This is a genomic window from Cupriavidus malaysiensis, assembly GCF_001854325.1.
In the GTDB taxonomy this organism is placed as follows: Bacteria; Pseudomonadota; Gammaproteobacteria; order Burkholderiales; family Burkholderiaceae; genus Cupriavidus; species Cupriavidus malaysiensis.
On sequence record NZ_CP017754.1, the window covers coordinates 3,870,720 to 3,888,159 of the forward strand.

The window sequence follows — 17,440 nt, forward strand, 5'->3', positions numbered from 1 at the left end:
TCAGCTCTCCGTCTCCGGTTCGGGTTCCATTGTCAATTGCAGGCACAGCGGCACGCCGGGCGCCTGCGCCGGGTCGGCAGGGTCAGGGCGCAGGGCGAGACGGCCTGACCGGCTGCCGCCGGCGAGAAGCCAGCCGGAACCGGCCGCCAGCTCGAACGCGGCGGTCGACGCCTGCGGCGCGGCGCCGTCTTCACCGGCGGCAAGCCAGCGGCCGGCCACGGCCAGCAGCAACACTGCCTGCGGGCCGCCGTCCAGCGCAAAGGGCCCCCGCCGCGGCACGAGGCGCGCGCGGCAACGGCCGCGCCGGGTCATCACATTGAAGTCGCGCGTGGCGCCGTCGACCAGGGTGGCCTGCACGCCGGTCTCGCCGCAAAAAGCGAAGGGCTCGCCGGCGTCGGTCAGCGCATGGTCGAAGCTGCCGTCGTCGGCGCACAGGCGCACGCCGGCGCCGGACAGCAGCACGATCTGGCGGTCGATGCCGGGGAAGGCCGAGAACGGACCGTCGGCGGCGATATCGGCCACGCTGACGCGCCAGTCGAAGTCGTCCATGCCGGCCCCGGGCGGCCACACGGCGATCTCGCGCGTGAGGCCGCCGCCGTTCTTCCACGGCGTCGCGGCAATGTCCGCCAGCGCGAAGACGCGCGGCGGCGCGGCCCCGGGCATGCTCATGCGCCCTTCACCATCGGCAGGTCGAGGCCCTTCTCGTGCGCGCAGTCGATGGCGATGTCGTAGCCGGCGTCCGCATGGCGCATCACGCCGGTGGCCGGATCGTTCCACAGCACGCGCGCCAGGCGGCGGTCGGCGGCCTCGCTGCCGTCGCAGACGATGACCACGCCGGAATGCTGGGAGAAGCCCATGCCGACGCCGCCGCCGTGGTGCAGGCTGACCCAGGTGGCGCCGCCGGCGGTGTTGAGCAGGGCATTGAGCAGCGGCCAGTCGGAGACGGCGTCGGAACCGTCGCGCATGGCCTCGGTCTCGCGGTTGGGGCTGGCCACCGAACCGCAGTCGAGATGGTCGCGGCCGATCACCACGGGCGCCTTCAGCTCACCCTTGCGCACCATCTCGTTGAAGGCCAGGCCGGCGCGGTGGCGCTCGTCCAGGCCGACCCAGCAGATGCGCGCCGGCAGGCCCTGGAAGGCGATGCGCTCGCGCGCCATGTCGAGCCAGCGGTGCAGGTGCGTGTCCTCGGGGAACAGCTCCTTCATCTTCGCGTCGGTCTTGTAGATATCCTCGGGATCGCCGGACAGCGCCACCCAGCGGAACGGGCCCTTGCCGCGGCAGAACAGGGGACGGATGTAGGCCGGCACGAAGCCGGGGAAGTCGAAGGCATTCTCGACGCCTTCGTCGAAGGCGACCTGGCGGATGTTGTTGCCATAGTCCAGCGTGGGCACGCCCATCTGCTGGAAGGCCAGCATGGCCTTCACGTGGGCGACGATGGAAGGCCGCGCGGCCGCCTCCACCGACTTGGGATCGGCCTTGCGTGCCGCCTCCCACTGCGCCACCGTCCAGCCGACGGGGAGGTAGCCGTTGACCAGGTCGTGCGCCGAGGTCTGGTCGGTGACGATGTCGGGGCGCATGCCGCCGGCCTGGGCACGTTTGACCAGTTCGGGCAGCACCTCGGCGGCATTGCCCAGCAGGCCCACGGAGATGGCTTGCTTGTTGCGGGTGGCCTCGGCGATCATGGCCAGCGCCTCGTCGATGCTGGTGGCCTTCTTGTCCAGGTAGCGGGTGCGCAGGCGGAAGTCGATGCTCGACTCCTGGCACTCGACGGCCAGCACGCTGGCACCGGCCAGCACGCCGGCCAGCGGCTGCGCGCCGCCCATGCCGCCCAGGCCGGCGGTCAGGATCCACTTGCCCGACAGGTCGCCGCCGAAATGCTGGCGGCCGGCCTCGACGAAAGTCTCGTAGGTGCCCTGCACGATGCCCTGCGAGCCGATGTAGATCCACGAGCCGGCGGTCATCTGGCCGTACATCATCAGGCCGGCGCGGTCGAGCTCGTTGAATTTGTCCCAGGTGGCCCAGTGCGGCACCAGGTTGGAGTTGGCGATCAGCACGCGCGGCGCGTCGGCATGGGTCTTGAACACGCCGACCGGCTTGCCCGACTGCACCAGCAGCGACTCGTCCTCGCCCAGGCGGCGCAGGGTGTCCAGGATGGCGTCGAAGCACTCCCAGTTGCGCGCGGCCTTGCCGATGCCGCCATAGACGACCAGGTCCTGCGGCCGTTCCGCCACTTCGGGATCGAGGTTGTTCTGGATCATGCGGTAGGCGGCTTCGATCAGCCAGTTGCGGCAGTGCAGCTGGCTGCCATGCGGCGCGCGGATCTCACGGGGTCCGCGCTGGGTGACGGCATGCTGGAAGAGTTGCTCGTTGGCGTTCATCTGGGGCTCCTTTGATAGGGCGGCCGCGACAGCCTCGCGGTACCTGTATGTTCCTGTATATACAGGTTAAACCAAATCGTCCGGTGAATCCATGCCACCGGCGGAAAATCCGTCTAGGGGTCTACCCGGAGTCTGGCGTCCTGGATCGCAAATTCGTCACAAATCCGCGGAATCGGGACACCGGCCGGGCATCACCCGAAGGCCGGGTTGCCCTCGGCGCGGAAACGGCTGCCCAGGCGGTAGCGGTTGCCGGGATGCAGGCAGCGCACGAAGGTCACCGGCGTGCCATGGGTCCAGGTGCGCCGCGTCAGCAGCAGGCAGGGCTGGGCCGGCGGCATGTCCAGCAGGGCCGCCTGCTCGGGGGTGGCCGAAATCGCGTCGACCACATGCTCCACTTCATCGTAGGGCACGTGCCGCAGCAGGTACTCGCCCGGCTGGGTCTGGCTGAAATCCTGGCTGATGAAGGCCGGCGCCAGGCGCGGATTGACATAGCGGTCCTCCAGCTGCACCGGCACGCCGTCCTCGCGATGCACGCAGACCGAGTGGAAAACGGATTCGCCGGTGTGCAGCTCGAGCGCCGCCGCCACCTCGATCGAGGCCGCCACCCGTTCGACCAGCACCACGTCGCAGGCGTAGTCGTGGCCGCGCATGCGGATCTCGTCCTGCAGGTTGACCACTGACAGCAGCGTCGACTGCGGCCGGTGCTCGGCCACGAAGGTGCCCACGCCGGCCACCCGCACCACCCTGCCCTGCTCGGCCAGTTCGCGCAGCGCGCGGTTGGCCGTCATGCGCGACACATTGAACTGGTTGACCAGTTCCTGTTCGGAAGGCACGCGGTCGCCCGGCCGCCACGCGCCGCTCTGGATCTGGCGCGCGATGTATTCCTTGACCTGCTGGTAGCGGGCGGCGGGCGCGGCTTCGTGCTGCGCGCGCGACGGGCGCGCATTGGCGCCGGCGGTTTGGTTCATACGTTCAATGCTCGGCCGCGGCCAGGGCCTCGGCACGGATTTCCTCGGTTAGCCGGGCCTTCAGGGTAGAGAACTCCGGCGAGGTCTTGATGGTGTAGTGGCGCGGATGGGGGAAATCCACCGCGATCTCGCTCTTGATCCGACCCGGCCGCGCGGAGAAGACCGCTACCCGGTTGGCCATGAAGATGGCCTCGTCGATATCGTGCGTGACGAATAATACCGTCTTGCGCGAGGCCTCCCATATCCCGAGCAGCAGTTCCTGCATCAGCACGCGCGTCTGGTTGTCGAGCGCGCCGAAGGGTTCGTCGAGCAGCAGGATCTTGGGGTCGTTGGCCAGCGCCCGCGCAATCGCAGTGCGCTGCTGCATGCCGCCCGAGAGCTGCTTGGGGAAGTGCTGCTCGAAGCCGCGCAGGCCGACGCGCTGGATGAAGAAGTCGCTACGCTCGCGCTGCTCGGCCTCGCTCATGCCGCGCTCACGCAGGCCGAAGCGCACGTTCTGCTCGATGGTCAGCCAGGGAAACAGCGTGTAGGACTGGAACACCATGCCGCGGTCGGCGCCCGGGCCCACCACCGGCTGGCCGTCGAGCAGCACGCGCCCGCCGGAAGGCGAGTCCAGGCCTGCCACGATGCGCAGCAGGGTCGACTTGCCGCAGCCCGAAGGCCCGAGGATGGTGACGAAATCGTTGTCGCGCACTTCGAAATCGACCGGCTGCAGCGCCTGCAGCGGCGCGTGGCCGGCGCCGCGCGGGCTCGGGAAACTGCGCGAGACCTGCTGGATGGACAAGGCGCTCATTGGATCGCACTCCAGGGAAAGAGGCGCTGGTTGGCCTGCTTGAAGAACAGGTCCGATACCAGGCCGATGCAGCCGATCACGATGATGCCGAAGATGATCTGGCCGGTATTGAGCAGCGCCTGGCTGTCGGTGATCATGTGGCCGATGCCCGAGGACGAGCCGATCAGTTCGGCCACGATCACGTAGGTCCAGGCCCAGCCCAGCACCAGGCGCAGGATCTCCGCGATCTCCGGCGCGGCGCCGGGAATCAGCACCCGGCGTACGATGCCGCGGCTGTTGGCGCCGAGCGTGTAGGCCGCCTCGACCAGGTCGCGGCGGGCCCCGCCCACCGCCACCGCCACCATCAGCACGATCTGGAAGAAGGAGCCGATGAAGATGACCAGCAGCTTCTGTGTCTCGCCGATGCCCGCCCACAGGATCAGCAGCGGAATGAAGGCCGAGGCCGGCAGGTAGCGGCAGAAGGAGACGAAAGGCTCGAAGAAGGCTTCGGCCGCCTTGTAGGCGCCCATCAGGATGCCCAGCGGCACCGCCAGCACCGCGGCCAGCGCGAAGCCGCCGAGCACGCGCCACACGGTCATGCCGATGTCGCCCAGGAAGCCGTACTGCGTGAACAGCAGCCAGCCCTCGTGCGCCATCGCCAGGGGGTCGGCGAGGAAGGTGCGCGGCACGAAGCCGCCCAGCGTCGCCAGCGCCCAGATGGCGAAGAACAGCACGAAGAAGGACAGCCCCAGCAGCCAGCGCGTGCGCGGCGAGACCGGCACCAGCGGCGCCAGCCACGGATGGCGGCGCCGCACGGACGCCGCCGCGGGCACGGCCGAGGCGGCCAGTGGTGCCGGGGCCGGAGAGGAACCGGTATGCGCTTGCGTCATGGCCTCACCATCCGATCAGCGCAGGAAACGCGCGTCATACAGCGCCGTCACGTCCGGCACCTGGCGGATCACGCCGATCTCGAGCAGTACCGCGGCCGCCTCCTTGCTGAAACTGGCCAGCTCGCCGCCGAAGAACTTGCGGTTGGCCTCGCGGTCCTGCCAGCGCAGGTAGGCGGACGACTTGGCAAACTGCTCACCGGTCTGCTTGACGGCGGCTCCCATGATCTCGTTGGACTTTTCCGGCTCCTTGCGGATCATCTCCAGCGCCTCGAAATAGCTGTCCACCAGCGCCTGGGCCGCCTTGGGATTGTCCTTGAGCCACTTGGGTGCGCAGCCCAGCGTGTCGGTCACCATCGGGTAGTCGAGCGTGGTAGCCAGGATCTTGCCCTTGTCGGGATTCTGGCGCACCGAGGAGAGGTAGGGCTCGTAGGTCATGGCGGCGTCGTTCTGGCCGCTGACGAAGGCCTGCGCGGCCGCCTGCGGCGACAGTGTGACGGTCTTCACGTCCTTCAGCGTCATGCCGTTCTTGCGCAGCATCCAGGCCAGGCCGAAGTAAGGCGCGGTGCCCGGTGCATCGACACCGACCGTCTTGCCCTTCAGGTCGGCGAAGCCCTTGACGTCGGCCCGCACCGCCAGGCCGTCGGCACCATAAGACTTGTCGAGCTGGACGATCTGCGTGATCGGCACGCCGTTGGCATTCCACGCCACATGCGTCTCCACCGTGGTGGCGGCGCACTGGATGGCTCCCGAGGCCAGCGCCAGGTGGCGGTCCTTCTGCGGGATCATCTTGATCTCCACATCCACGCCGTGCTTCTTGAAGATGCCGGCGCGCTCGGCCAGCGTCAGCGGTGCAAAGCCGGTCCAGCCGCTCATGCCCAGCGTCACCGGAGTGTTCTGGGCGTGGGCGGCGCCAGCGGCCGCGGACAGGACGAAGGCCGCGCAGGCGGCACGGCGAAGACTGCGAATTCCCATGGTTGGCTCTCCTAGGCTGGTGTGCGGGCAACGCCGGCACCCCTTCGGGCGGCGTGCTCCGCGGCGGCGCCGTCGCGGCGGCGCCTTCTGTTTCCGGGCAATCTAGCAAGCCTGTATATACAAAACAATTTCGGACTTTCCCGGGTGCTTTTCCGGGAAATAACCGATATGAGCCGAAAGTCATGCTGTATGCGGCACGTATCGTGCACCAGTCCGGCGCTGGCCCTGTACCCGCGCACCGCTCCGAAGCGCACCGGCACCACGCCAGCTGTGTTGTATAGACAGGAATGGCAAACCCGGCAATCCCAGCAAGAGGCATGCCCGGCCAGCGCCGGGGGAGGCTCAGGTGCCGAGGAAATCCGCCACCGTGGGGTAACGCAGGCGCACGCGCAGTTCGCGCTTCAGGCGGGTGTTGTCGAGGCGGCGCGACTCGCTCATGAAGCTCAGCAGGCTCGGCTCCACCTGCTCGGCCAGCAGCCGGCGCGTCAGGCGCGGCGGGCGTGGCAGCCCGCGGCGGTCGGCGACGAGATCGAAGTAGTCGCCCATGCGCAGCTCGGAATCGTCGCTGGCGTGGACGACACGCTGGGGCCGGCCGCGGAACAGGGCAGCCACCAGCACGCGGGCAAGGTCGTCGGCATGGATATGGTTGGTGTAGACGTCTTCCTGCGCCACCAGCGCGGGCGTGCCGCGCGCCAGGCGGGCCAGCGGCAGCCGCTCGGCGGCGTAGATGCCGGGAATGCGCACGATGCCGGCCCGCCAGCCGGCGGCGGCACCGAAGCGGCGCACGGCACGCTCGGCCGCTACCCGGCGGCGTGCCCGCGGCGTGGTCGGGCTGAGACGCCGCGTCTCATCCACGCGCGCGCCACCGAGGTCGCCGTAGACGCCCGAGGTGCTGGCATAGACCAGCGCCGGCCGGGCCGCCCGCCCCGGTTCAAACGCCCGGTGCCCGGCCCGCTCGGGTAGAATACCGGGCTTGCCCCGGCGGGGGGCGCCGGCATGCCGGGCACGCCGCCAGGGACGGCGGCGCAGCACGCCCAGCAGCGCCCGGGTGCGCGGATCGTCCTCGCCCTGCGGCGGCGGCGGCGCCAGGTGCAGCACCCGCCCGGCCAGTCCGCGCAGGCGCGCCAGGCTTGCCGGCCGGTCCAGGTCCGCCACCAGCGGCACGGCGCCGGCCGCGCGCAAGGCGTCGCGACGCCCGGGTTGGGAAGTGACGGCAAAGATGCGCAGGCGCGCCGCCAGCAGTGCGAGGCAGCGCCCCCCCACATCGCCACAACCGACAATCAGCAGGCGCGGGCGCCGCAGGCGCGAAGGCTTAGGATTCTTGCTCATCAAGTGATTATGGCTTATCAAGTTACCGTCATGCCAAGCGGCCGCCAATTCGAGGCGGCAGCCGACGAAACCATCCTGAGCGCGGCCCTGCGCCAGGGCATCGGCCTGCCCTACGGCTGCAAGAACGGCGCCTGCGGCTCCTGCAAGGGCCAGGTGGTGAACGGCTCCGTGGTCCAGGGCGATCACGCCGCTTCCGCGCTGACGCAGCAGGAACAGACCGAAGGCGGTGCCCTGTTCTGCTGCGCCACGGCCAGCTCGGACATCACCATCGAGTGCCGCGAAGTACACGGCGCCGGCGACATCCCTATCAAAAAGGTGCCCTGCCGCGTGGTCGGGCTAGAACGCGCCGCCGACGACGTGGTCGTGGTCCGGCTGCAACTGCCGGCCACCGAGCGCCTGCAGTTCCTGGCCGGCCAGTATGTCGAATTCCTGCTGCGCGACGGCAAGCGCCGCAGCTACTCGATCGCCACCCCGCCGCACGAGGAAGGCCCGCTCGAACTGCACATCCGCCACATGCCGGGCGGCGTGTTCACCGACTATGTGTTCGGTGCCAAGGAAGGTGCGCCGGTCATGAAGGAGCGCGACATCCTGCGCTTCGAAGGCCCGCTCGGCAGCTTCTTCCTGCGCGAGGAGTCGGACAAGCCCATCATCCTGCTGGCCTCCGGCACCGGCTTCGCGCCGATCAAGGCCATCGTCGAGCATGCCGCCTACACCGGCATCACCCGGCCGATGACCTTGTACTGGGGCGGACGCCGCCCGCGCGACCTGTATCTGCACGCGCTGTGCGAGAAATGGGCGCGGGAACTGCCCAACTTCCGCTACGTGCCGGTGGTGTCCGATGCGCTGGCCGAGGATCAGTGGCAGGGCCGCACGGGCTTCGTGCACCAGGCAGTGATGGCTGACCACCCGGACCTGTCCGGCCACGAGGTGTACGCCTGCGGCGCGCCGGTGATGGTCAACGCCGCCCGCCGCGACTTCACCTCGACGTGCCGCCTGCATGAGGACGCCTTCTTCGCCGACTCGTTCACCTCGGAAGCGGACCTGCATCCGGCGGGCGACAAGCCGGCCGCCTGAGCGCCCCGGCGCAGGTGCAGGCGTCCCCTTCACGCAACAGCACGGCCGCGATGCCCGGGACCGCCAACATTCGCTTTGACACCCGGGCGCATGCGCCTTATATTTGCCGCCATGAACTACGCAACCAATACCCGACGCAGCTTCCGTACGTCGCTCCCCACCGGGGTGCCGCGCGGCTGACCGTCGACAGCGTCTGTTCAGGTCAACAAGCCACGGGCAACCCCCGTGGCTTTTTGTTTTTGTTTCCGCTTTCTTCGCTGGCTTTCCGCCTCTCCCGACCCACGCCGACCCCTGGAGTCCGCCATGGCATTTGCTGATGAGTTTCCCGTCCAATCCCTGATGTACATCACCAACCGGCCCGAACTGGTCTTCACCGAAGGCAAGGGCTCGTGGCTGACGGACCAGCACGGCAAGCGCTATCTGGATTTCGTGCAGGGCTGGGCGGTCAACTGCCTGGGCCACTCGAACCCCGGCATGATCGAGGCACTGACCAAGCAGGCGCACAAGATCATCAACCCGAGCCCGGCCTTCTACAACGAGCCGATGATCGCGCTGGCCAAGCTGCTGACCGACCACAGTGGCTTCGACAAGGTCTTCTTCGCCAACAGCGGCGCCGAGGCCAACGAAGGTGCGATCAAGCTGGCGCGCAAGTGGGGCCGCAAGCACAAGGACGGCGCCTACGAGATCATCACCATGGACCACAGCTTCCACGGCCGCACGCTCGCCACCATGAGCGCGTCGGGCAAGGCAGGCTGGGACACCATCTTCGCGCCGCAGGTGCCGGGCTTCCCAAAGGCCGAGCTGAATGACCTGGCGTCGGTCGAGGCGCTGATCAACGACAAGACCGTGGGTATCATGCTCGAGCCGGTGCAGGGCGAGGGCGGCGTGATCCCCGCCACGCGCGAGTTCATGCAAGGCCTGCGCGCGCTCGCCGACAAGCACAAGCTGCTGTTCATCGTCGACGAAGTGCAGACCGGCTGCGGCCGCTGCGGCACGCTGTTCGCGCACGAACTGTCCGGCGTGCAGCCGGACATCATGACGCTGGGCAAGGGCATCGGCGGCGGTGTGCCGCTGTCGGCCCTGATGTGCACGGCGGCCGTGGCCAGCTTCGAAGCCGGCGACCAGGGCGGCACCTACAACGGCAATCCGCTGATGACCGCGGTGGGCTGCTCGGTGATCGAGCAGCTGACCGCGCCGGGCTTCCTGCAGAGCGTGCAGGACAAGGGCGCCTACCTGCGCGAACAGCTGCTGGCCCTGTCCGGCGAGTTCGGCCTCGGCGGCGAGCGCGGCGAAGGCCTGCTGCGCGCGCTGGTGCTGAACCGCGACATCGGCCCGCAACTGGTGGAGGAAGCACGCGAACTGCAGCCGCAGGGCCTGCTGCTGAACGCGCCGCGCCCCAACCTGCTGCGCTTCATGCCGGCCCTGAACGTCGAACGCGAAGAGATCGACCTGATGATCGGCATGCTGCGCGGCCTGCTGAAGAAGCTGGCCTGAAGCGCGCCACGCCAAAACCGAGCGTCAAGCACAAGGTCTTGGCTCCCTCTCCCGCAAGCGGGACAGGGAGCAGGCCTGCGGCGGGCGGAAAACCGCCCGCCCTCACTCTCCCAGATACGCCGCCCGTACCTTCGGGTCGTCCAGCATCTGCTTGGCGTCGCCGCTCATGGTGATCAGCCCCGACTCCATCACATAGCCGCGGTGCGCCGCCTGCAGCGCCAGGCGCGCGTTCTGCTCGACCAGCAGCACCGTCACGCCCTGGCCGGAGATGTCGCGCACCACCTCGAAGATCTTCTCGACCATGATGGGCGACAGGCCCATCGAAGGCTCGTCCAGCAGCAGCAGCTTGGGCTGGCTCATCAGCGCGCGCGCCATCGCCAGCATCTGCTGCTCGCCACCCGACATGGTGCCCGCGAGCTGGTTGGCGCGCTCCTTCAGGCGCGGGAAAATGCCGAACATGCGCTCGATGTCGGCCTTGATGCCGGCGTCGTCGTTGCGCGTGTAGGCCCCCATCTGCAGGTTCTCGGTGATGGTCATGCGCGCGAACACTCCGCGCCCTTCCGGCACCATGGCCAGCCCCTGCTTGAGCAGCTGGTAGCTGGGCACGCCCTTGATGGACTTGCCCATGTACTCGACGTCGCCGCCGGCCCAGCCCTGCATGCCGGTGATGGCCTTCATCGTGGTGGTCTTGCCGGCGCCGTTGGCACCGATCAGCGTGACCAGTTCGCCGTCGGCGATCTCCAGGTCGACGCCCTTGACCGCCTGGATGCCGCCGTAGGCGACCTTCAGGCCCGAAATCTTCAGCATTGTCTGTTTCATTTGCCGTCTCCCGCCCTCAATGCGCCGACGCGCCGAGGTAGGCCTCGATCACGGCAGGATTGCTCTGCACCTCCTGCGGCAACCCTTGCGCGATGACCTTGCCGTAGTCCAGCACGGTCAGGCGGTTGCACAGGCCCATCACCAGCTTCACGTCGTGCTCGATCAGCAGGATGGTCTTGCCGTCGCTGCGGATCTTGTCGAGCAGGCCGCGCAACTCGACCTTCTCGGTCGCGTTCATGCCGGCGGCCGGTTCGTCCAGCGCCAGCAGCTTGGGCTCGGTGGCCAGCGCGCGGGCGATCTCCAGGCGGCGCTGGTGGCCGTAGGAGAGATTGCGCGAGGTGAAGTTGGCATACTTGGAGATGCCGACGTATTCCAGCAGATCGTGCGCCATGTCCTCGACCGATTCCTCTTCGCGCCGCACCGAAGGCGGGCGGAAGATGGCACCGAACAGGCCGGCCTTGGTGCGCACGTGACGGCCGACCATCACGTTCTCCAGGGCCGTCATGTCACCGAACAGGCGGATGTTCTGGAAGGTGCGGGCGATGCCGGCCTTGGCCACTTCGTGCACGGCGGTGGGCTGGTAGGGCTGGCCGCCCAGGCGGAATTCGCCCGAGTCGGGTGTGTACAAGCCGGTGATGACGTTGAAGAAGGTCGTCTTGCCGGCACCGTTCGGGCCGATCAGGCCGTAGATCTCGCCCTGCTTGATCTGCAGGCCCACATCGGACAGCGCCTGCAGGCCGCCGAAACGCTTGTTGACCCCCTGCACGGACAGGAGGGTGTTGTCTTGGCTCATCTTGTCCTCCTGTTCAGAAACGGCCTACGTTGCCGGCACGACGCGCCACGGGGCGGTCTTCCTTGCGCGGCGAAGGCCACAGGCCCGCGGGGCGGTACAGCATCACACCCACCATGGCGAGACCGAAGAGCAGTTGACGCAAGACTTCGGCATCGACCAGCACGGTGCCGAACAGCATGTTCTGCACCGGCCCTGCCGTCGCGCGCAGCAGTTCCTGGAAGCCCACCAGCAGGATGCCGCCGAGGATCACACCCGGGATATGGCCCATGCCGCCGAGCACCACGATGGCGAGGACGTAGATGGATTCCCACAGCACGAAGGACTCGGGCGAGACGAAGCCCTGGAAGGAGCCGAACACCGCGCCCGACACGCCGCCGAAGGAGGCGCCCATGGCGAAGGCGAGCAGCTTGATGTTGCGGGTGTTGATGCCCATCGCCTTGGCCGCGATCTCGTCCTCGCGGATGGCCACCCAGGCACGACCGATGCGGGAGTTCTGCAGGCGCAGGCAGATGAAGACGATCACCACCACCAGCGCCACCAGAAGGTAGTAGTACAGGAACACCGGTGTGAGCTTGAGCCCGAAGATCTCGTGCGCCTTGGAGAAATCGAATCCGAACAGGTGGACGGGATCGACCGCGGTGATGCCCTTGGGCCCGTTGGTGATGTTGACCGGGCGGTCCAGGTTGTTCATGAAGATGCGGATGATCTCGCCGAAGCCCAGCGTGACGATGGCGAGGTAGTCGCCGCGCAGCTTGAGCGTCGGTGCACCGAGCAGCACGCCGAAGGTGGCCGCCACCAGCACCGCCAGCGGCAGCACCAGCCAGACGCTGAGGTGCAGTCCGTTGGGGAACAGCTGATGGATCCATTCGAACTGGTTGCTGAGGTGCGGCGAGCCCAGCAGCGCCATCAGGTAGGCACCCACCGCGTAGAAAGCGATGTAGCCGAGGTCGAGCAGGCCGGCGAAGCCCACCACGATGTTCAGGCCCAGCGCCAGCATGATGTAGATCAGCGCGAAATCCATCACGCGGACCCAATAGTTGCCACCGAGCGTCTGCACGATGAACGGCGCGAACAGCGCTACCGCGAGGAAGGCCAGCAGCGCTGCCAGCGTCTTGGCCGGCGTTCGCGACGGCGCGGCTGCCTGCGCGGCGGACGAGGGGATCTGGGTAGTCATGATGCAATCCTCCTCAAGCCCGGTCGGCGACACGTTCGCCCATGATGCCGGACGGACGGAACACCAGCACGATGATCAGCACGATGAAGGCGAACACGTCCTGGTAGTTCGACCCGAACACGCCGTTGGTCAGGTCGCCGATATAGCCGGCGCCGAGCGCTTCGATCATGCCCAGCAGCATGCCGCCGACCATGGCGCCCGCCAGGTTGCCGATGCCGCCCAGCACTGCGGCGGTGAAGGCCTTCAGGCCGGGAATGAAGCCCATGTAGAAGTGCGCATTGCCGTAGTTCGTCGCCATCATCACGCCGGCCAGCGCCGCCAGCGTCGCGCCGATCATGAACGTGGCCGAGATCACGAAGTTGGGGTTCACCCCCATCAGTCCGGCCACCTTCTGGTTCTCGGCGGTGGCGCGCATGGCGCGGCCCAGCTTGGTGCGGTTGACCAGCGCCAGCAGGCCCGACATCACGATCAGGGCCATGCCGATGATGACGATCTCCTTGCCGGTGATGGTGGCACCGGTCGAGCCGATGTCGATCGGATCGGACGGCAGCAGTTGCGGGAAGGTCAGCGGGTTGCGCGACCAGATCATCATCGCCAGCGTCTGCAGGATGATGGAGACACCGATCGCAGTGATCAGCGGCGCCAGCCTGGGCGCGTTGCGCAGCGGCCGGTAGGCGACCCGCTCGATGGTGTAGGCGACCAGCGCGCAGACCGGCATCGCGACCAGCGTGGCGATCACCAGCATCAGCCAGTCGGGCAGGCCGGGGGCGAATTTCTGCAGGCCGAGGATGACCGACAGCGCGGTCATGGCGCCGAACATCAGGACGTCGCCGTGGGCGAAGTTGATGATGCCGAGAATACCGTAGACCATGGTGTAGCCGAGCGCGATCAGAGCATAGATGCTGCCGAGCACGAGGCCGTTCACGATCTGCTGGATAAGGATATCCATGAAAAGCTCCTACTTCAGCCCCTGGCCTTGCGGCACGGCATGGTGTGGATGCCGGGGGCGATGGTACGTGACGGGTTGGGTAGCGGAAAGTCGATAGCTGGTAAGCGGCCTGCCCTGCGCCGCCCCGGTAAGGGCGGCGCCACAAGGAGCAAGGCTAAAAAAACGGCACCGCAAGGTATGTACGGTGCCGTCCATTCGGGCCGATAAACCCCGGTTTACATCTTCACGACGTCGAGCACAGTCTTCTTCTTGTCCTTGTACTCGTACAGCGTGATGGTGCCCTCCTTCATGTCGCCCTTCTCGTCGAAGGCGATATTACCGATCAGGCCCTTGTAGTTGGTCTTGGGCATCTCGGCCAGGATGGCCGCCGCATCGGTCGAGTTGGCGCGCTTCATGGCGTCGACGATGACCATCACGGCGTCATAGGTGAACGGCGCGTAGATCTGCACCGGCGACTTGAAGCGCGCTTCGTAGCGCTTCTCGAAGTCGGCGCCCTGCTCCATCTTGGACAGCGCCAGGCCGGCCTCCGAGCAGATGATGTTGGAGACCGCGTCGCCGGCCAGCTCGGCCACCTTGTCGGTACAGACGCCATCGCCGCCGACGATCTTGGCGCCGATGCCCAGTTCCTTCGCTTGCTTGGCGAAGGGACCGCCCGTGGCATCCATGCCGCCGTACATGATCACGTCGGGCTTCTTGCCCTTGATCTTGGTCAGAATGGCCTTGAAGTCCGTGGCCTTGTCATTGGTCGCCTCGCGGGCGACCACGTTGACACCGGCCGCCTTGATGGTCTTCTCGAACTCGTCGGCCAGACCCTTGCCGTAGGCGGTGGCGTCGTCGACGATGGCCACGCTCTTGGCATGCAGGTTCTTGGCCGCGTAGTTGGCCAGCGCCGGCCCCTGCTGGGCATCGGTCGCCACCACACGGAAGGTGGTCTTGAAGCCCTGCTTGGTGTAGTCGGGGTTGGTCGAGGACGGCGAGATCTGCACGATGCCGGCATCGCTGTAGATCTTGGAGGCCGGGATCGACACGCCCGAGTTCAGGTGGCCGACCACGGCCACGACCTTCTCGTCGACCAGCTTCTGCGCGACGGCGGTGCCGGTCTTCGGGTCCGCTGCGTCGTCTTCGCCGACCAGCTCGAGCTTGATCTTCTTGCCGCCGATCTCCAGGCCCTTCGCGTTGACTTCCTCCACGGCCAGGCGGGCGCCGTTTTCGTTGTCCTTGCCCAGGTGTGCGATGCCGCCGGTCAGAGGCGCCGCATGACCGATCTTGACGACCGTCTCGCCGCCGGCCTGCGCGGCTGCCGCCGGTGCCGAGGCGGCCGATTCGGCGGGCTTTTCCTCTTTCTTGCCACAACCTGCGACCAGTGCCACAGCTGCTGCGATCGGCACAATCTTGGCCAACGTGATTTGCATGAGTGATCTCCTAGGATTCACAAGAGCAGGGAACAGCAACGCCTCCCGGACGTTTTCCCTGGACCGCCTTTTGTCTTGTTTCAATTTGAAACGCGCGCATTGTATCCCCTTTCTTCGCGGACGCAATATGCGACGCAACAAGTTGATTCAATAACCCGTTAATTGAGCTAGGGAATTTCCCCAATGCCCAGATTGGGGCAATTCCCGCTCAACCGGCGGGCCCCCGCCTCAAACCTAACAAGATTCGTGCCTACCGCCTCCAAACATGGGTTTTGTAAAGAAAGAAGCACTCAGATTGAGCTTAATTAAATATGTGCTCCATTCCTATATAGCTGAAGCTATTCCTAATGTGCAGAATGTTCCGCCCGCACCATAATAGGGAAAACCCGATAAATGGGGATTACCCTTATTTGTCTTTCCCCACAGACAGGTGGATATAATCCGGCTGCGATCCGGTGCATTCAGCGGCATTTACCAGGCAGCCGCTGCGCACGCCATGCACCATTCCGGCGCAGCGCACTGGAATGGCGAACCGGGGAATCAGGCATCACATGCCGGCCAGCAACGGCAGTCATCGTGGCGGGCGCCAGGCGGAGGGGAAAGGCGAGGAGCGTGGGAAGGGCGTGGGCGGGAACGCGGCAAGGGGCAGGAGGACGCGGAGTCCGACTGACGGCGCCTGCCCCGCCTGCTGTCGATGCACGGGCAGCCGTGCGCTTAAAGCAGGCGGCGGCCGGGCCGGATGCCCGGCCCGGAAGATTCGTGGAGATTCAGGCGAGATCGGCCTGCAGGCCGCGCGGCAGCGGGAACGACATGTTCTCCTCGATGCCTTCCAGCGCGCGCACCTGCCTGGCCCCCAGGGCACGCAGGCGTTCGACGATGGACTGGGCCAGCGCCTCGGGCGCCGACGCGCCCGCGGTCAGGCCGATGCGGCGCTTGCCCGCCACCCATTCGGGCTGCACCTGGTCAGGCGAGTCCACCATGTAGGCTGGCACGCCGAGACGCGCGGCCAGTTCGCGCAGGCGGTTGGAGTTGGAGCTGTTCGGGCTGCCGACGACGATCACCACCTCCACCTGGGGCGCCATGAACTTGACGGCATCCTGGCGGTTCTGCGTGGCATAGCAGATGTCCTGCTTCTTCGGTTCCTTGACCAGCGGGAAACGCTCCTTCAGGGCCGCCACGATCTCCTGGGTCTCGTCGACCGACAGCGTGGTCTGGGTCACGTAGGCGAGGCGGGCCGGGTCGGACACCTGCAGGCGCGCCACGTCCTCGGCGGACTCCACCAGCAGCATGCCGCCTTCGACCTGGCCCATGGTGCCCTCCACCTCCGGGTGGCCCTTGTGCCCGATCATGATGATCTCGCAGCCCTCGGCGCGCATCTTGCCAACCTCGACGTGGACCTTGGTCACCAGCGGACAGGTTGCATCGAACACGGTCAGGCCGCGTGAGGCGGCCTCGTCGCGCACCTGGCGCGAGACGCCGTGCGCGCTGAAGATCACCGTCGAGCCCTCGGGCACTTCCGCCAGGTCGTCGATGAAGATGGCACCCTTCTCGCGCAGTTGTGCCACCACGTAGGCGTTGTGCACGATCTCGTGGCGCACGTAGATGGGGGCGCCGAAGCGCAGCAGCGCGCGCTCGACGATCTCGATGGCGCGGTCGACGCCCGCGCAGAAGCCTCGCGGCTGGGCCAGCAGGATCTCGGCGTCGTTGGCGGTGTTGAGTTCAGACATGCTGCAGTTCTTAGAGGAGAGCCGCCGGCGCAGGGCGCGGATGCCGCGCTCCGGCCGCCGGACGGCGAAGCATCAAAGGATCCCGATCAGCTGGACGTCGAACAGGATGGTCTGCCCCGCCAGCGGATGGTTGAAGTCGAACAGGGCCGAGGTCGGGCCGATCTCCTTGAGCACGCCGGCGTACTTGCCGCCGCCCGGCGCATTGAATTCCACCAGGTCGCCCGGCGCATAGTCTTCCTCGAAGGAACTGTTCTCGCGCAGGGTCGCCAGCGAGACCCGCTGCAGCAGTTCCGGATTGCGCGGACCGAACCCATGCTCCGGCGCCAGCCGGTAGGTGGTGCGGTCGCCCTCGGCCATGCCCAGCAGTGCCTGCTCCAGCGTCGGGGCCATCTGGCCCTGGCCGAGCAGGAGGGTGGCGGGCTTGTCCTCGAACGTACTGACGATCTCCGTACCGTTCTCGAGGGAAATGCTGTAGTGGAGCGTCAGGAAGGAGTCCGCCTGCACGGTCTTGCGACCAGGCGCCTGCTCCCCTGCCGCCTCCGAGGCAAAAGTTTGCACATTCATGGGTGTTCAACCGGTAAACAACCGCTATTGTAAGCGACTGCGAAGCAAGCCGCCCCAAGCCGCCCCAAGTCACCGCCAGCGGGTGGATCCCGGTGAACCCCGCGGGCGCCCGCCCGCCCCTGCCA

16 protein-coding genes are annotated in these 17,440 nt (G+C 67.1%); 2 read left to right on the plus strand and 14 right to left on the minus strand.

Annotated elements, in window-relative coordinates:
* The 7 genes from BKK80_RS17500 to BKK80_RS17530 all read right to left on the minus strand — a co-directional run bounded on the left by BKK80_RS17500 (position 1) and on the right by BKK80_RS17530 (position 7,309).
* Complete coding sequence (locus tag BKK80_RS17500) at positions 1–669, minus strand: HutD/Ves family protein (protein ID WP_083384140.1); 669 nt, start codon at positions 667–669, stop codon at positions 1–3.
* Entirely contained in the window at positions 666–2,378 is a 1,713-nt protein-coding gene (gene hutU, locus BKK80_RS17505; RefSeq protein WP_071015120.1) for a urocanate hydratase, read from the minus strand. Before hutU ends, BKK80_RS17500 begins: the two co-directional genes overlap by 4 nt.
* 191 nt (positions 2,379–2,569) lie before the next feature.
* Positions 2,570–3,346: a histidine utilization repressor gene (gene hutC, locus BKK80_RS17510; RefSeq protein WP_071015122.1), complete on the minus strand. Its 777-nt coding sequence runs from the start codon at positions 3,344–3,346 to the stop codon at positions 2,570–2,572.
* Between the two features lie 4 nt (positions 3,347–3,350).
* Entirely contained in the window at positions 3,351–4,139 is a 789-nt protein-coding gene (locus tag BKK80_RS17515) for an ABC transporter ATP-binding protein (RefSeq protein ID WP_071015125.1), read from the minus strand.
* Entirely contained in the window at positions 4,136–5,008 is an 873-nt protein-coding gene (locus BKK80_RS17520) for an ABC transporter permease (RefSeq protein ID WP_071015127.1), read from the minus strand. Before BKK80_RS17520 ends, BKK80_RS17515 begins: the two co-directional genes overlap by 4 nt.
* Before the next feature lie 15 nt (positions 5,009–5,023).
* Complete coding sequence (locus tag BKK80_RS17525; protein WP_071015130.1) at positions 5,024–5,980, minus strand: ABC transporter substrate-binding protein; 957 nt, start codon at positions 5,978–5,980, stop codon at positions 5,024–5,026.
* A 342-nt stretch (positions 5,981–6,322) separates the two neighbouring features.
* Positions 6,323–7,309, minus strand: coding sequence for an NAD-dependent epimerase/dehydratase family protein (locus tag BKK80_RS17530; RefSeq protein ID WP_071070345.1), 987 nt, complete (start codon positions 7,307–7,309; stop codon positions 6,323–6,325).
* Positions 7,310–7,318: 9 nt separating this feature from the next.
* On the opposite strand from BKK80_RS17530, the gene BKK80_RS17535 reads away from it, so the two are divergent.
* Both BKK80_RS17535 and BKK80_RS17540 read left to right on the plus strand, forming a co-directional pair.
* Complete coding sequence (locus BKK80_RS17535) at positions 7,319–8,383, plus strand: CDP-6-deoxy-delta-3,4-glucoseen reductase (RefSeq protein ID WP_071015135.1); 1,065 nt, start codon at positions 7,319–7,321, stop codon at positions 8,381–8,383.
* 303 nt (positions 8,384–8,686) lie between these two features.
* On the plus strand, positions 8,687–9,877 hold the full coding sequence (locus BKK80_RS17540) for an acetylornithine transaminase (RefSeq protein ID WP_071015138.1): 1,191 nt from the start codon (positions 8,687–8,689) through the stop codon (positions 9,875–9,877).
* A gap of 102 nt (positions 9,878–9,979) precedes the next feature.
* Here the strand turns inward: BKK80_RS17540 and BKK80_RS17545 are convergent, their stop codons facing one another.
* From BKK80_RS17545 to BKK80_RS17575, 7 genes are all read right to left on the minus strand, one after another.
* Positions 9,980–10,696, minus strand: a complete 717-nt coding sequence (locus tag BKK80_RS17545; RefSeq protein ID WP_071015140.1) for an ABC transporter ATP-binding protein — start codon at positions 10,694–10,696, stop codon at positions 9,980–9,982.
* A 16-nt stretch (positions 10,697–10,712) separates the two neighbouring features.
* A complete protein-coding gene (locus BKK80_RS17550) occupies positions 10,713–11,489 on the minus strand; it encodes an ABC transporter ATP-binding protein (RefSeq protein WP_071015143.1) in 777 nt (258 codons plus the stop codon).
* A gap of 13 nt (positions 11,490–11,502) precedes the next feature.
* Entirely contained in the window at positions 11,503–12,663 is a 1,161-nt protein-coding gene (locus BKK80_RS17555; RefSeq protein WP_071015144.1) for an ABC transporter permease subunit, read from the minus strand.
* A 13-nt stretch (positions 12,664–12,676) separates the two neighbouring features.
* Complete coding sequence (locus tag BKK80_RS17560) at positions 12,677–13,612, minus strand: branched-chain amino acid ABC transporter permease (protein ID WP_071015147.1); 936 nt, start codon at positions 13,610–13,612, stop codon at positions 12,677–12,679.
* Between the two features lie 215 nt (positions 13,613–13,827).
* Positions 13,828–15,024 carry a branched-chain amino acid ABC transporter substrate-binding protein gene (locus BKK80_RS17565; protein WP_071015149.1) on the minus strand — a complete coding sequence of 399 codons (1,197 nt, stop codon included), beginning with the start codon at positions 15,022–15,024 and terminating at the stop codon, positions 13,828–13,830.
* A 767-nt stretch (positions 15,025–15,791) separates the two neighbouring features.
* Entirely contained in the window at positions 15,792–16,751 is a 960-nt protein-coding gene (gene ispH / locus BKK80_RS17570) for a 4-hydroxy-3-methylbut-2-enyl diphosphate reductase (protein WP_071015152.1), read from the minus strand.
* Between the two features lie 72 nt (positions 16,752–16,823).
* Entirely contained in the window at positions 16,824–17,315 is a 492-nt protein-coding gene (locus BKK80_RS17575) for an FKBP-type peptidyl-prolyl cis-trans isomerase (RefSeq protein WP_071015154.1), read from the minus strand.
* Positions 17,316–17,440: the final 125 nt, after the last annotated feature.

Bases quoted from the DNA above. Each gene is read 5' to 3' on its own strand.
- BKK80_RS17500 (WP_083384140.1), bottom strand. From the start codon at position 669: ATGAGCATGCCCGGGGCCGCGCCGCCGCGCGTCTTCGCGCTGGCGGAC.
- hutU (WP_071015120.1), bottom strand. From the start codon at position 2,378: ATGAACGCCAACGAGCAACTCTTCCAGCATGCCGTCACCCAGCGCGGA.
- hutC (WP_071015122.1), bottom strand. From the start codon at position 3,346: ATGAACCAAACCGCCGGCGCCAATGCGCGCCCGTCGCGCGCGCAGCAC.
- BKK80_RS17515 (WP_071015125.1), bottom strand. From the start codon at position 4,139: ATGAGCGCCTTGTCCATCCAGCAGGTCTCGCGCAGTTTCCCGAGCCCG.
- BKK80_RS17520 (WP_071015127.1), bottom strand. From the start codon at position 5,008: ATGACGCAAGCGCATACCGGTTCCTCTCCGGCCCCGGCACCACTGGCC.
- BKK80_RS17525 (WP_071015130.1), bottom strand. From the start codon at position 5,980: ATGGGAATTCGCAGTCTTCGCCGTGCCGCCTGCGCGGCCTTCGTCCTG.
- BKK80_RS17530 (WP_071070345.1), bottom strand. From the start codon at position 7,309: ATGAGCAAGAATCCTAAGCCTTCGCGCCTGCGGCGCCCGCGCCTGCTG.
- BKK80_RS17535 (WP_071015135.1), top strand. From the start codon at position 7,319: ATGGCTTATCAAGTTACCGTCATGCCAAGCGGCCGCCAATTCGAGGCG.
- BKK80_RS17540 (WP_071015138.1), top strand. From the start codon at position 8,687: ATGGCATTTGCTGATGAGTTTCCCGTCCAATCCCTGATGTACATCACC.
- BKK80_RS17545 (WP_071015140.1), bottom strand. From the start codon at position 10,696: ATGAAACAGACAATGCTGAAGATTTCGGGCCTGAAGGTCGCCTACGGC.
- BKK80_RS17550 (WP_071015143.1), bottom strand. From the start codon at position 11,489: ATGAGCCAAGACAACACCCTCCTGTCCGTGCAGGGGGTCAACAAGCGT.
- BKK80_RS17555 (WP_071015144.1), bottom strand. From the start codon at position 12,663: ATGACTACCCAGATCCCCTCGTCCGCCGCGCAGGCAGCCGCGCCGTCG.
- BKK80_RS17560 (WP_071015147.1), bottom strand. From the start codon at position 13,612: ATGGATATCCTTATCCAGCAGATCGTGAACGGCCTCGTGCTCGGCAGC.
- BKK80_RS17565 (WP_071015149.1), bottom strand. From the start codon at position 15,024: ATGCAAATCACGTTGGCCAAGATTGTGCCGATCGCAGCAGCTGTGGCA.
- ispH (WP_071015152.1), bottom strand. From the start codon at position 16,751: ATGTCTGAACTCAACACCGCCAACGACGCCGAGATCCTGCTGGCCCAG.
- BKK80_RS17575 (WP_071015154.1), bottom strand. From the start codon at position 17,315: ATGAATGTGCAAACTTTTGCCTCGGAGGCGGCAGGGGAGCAGGCGCCT.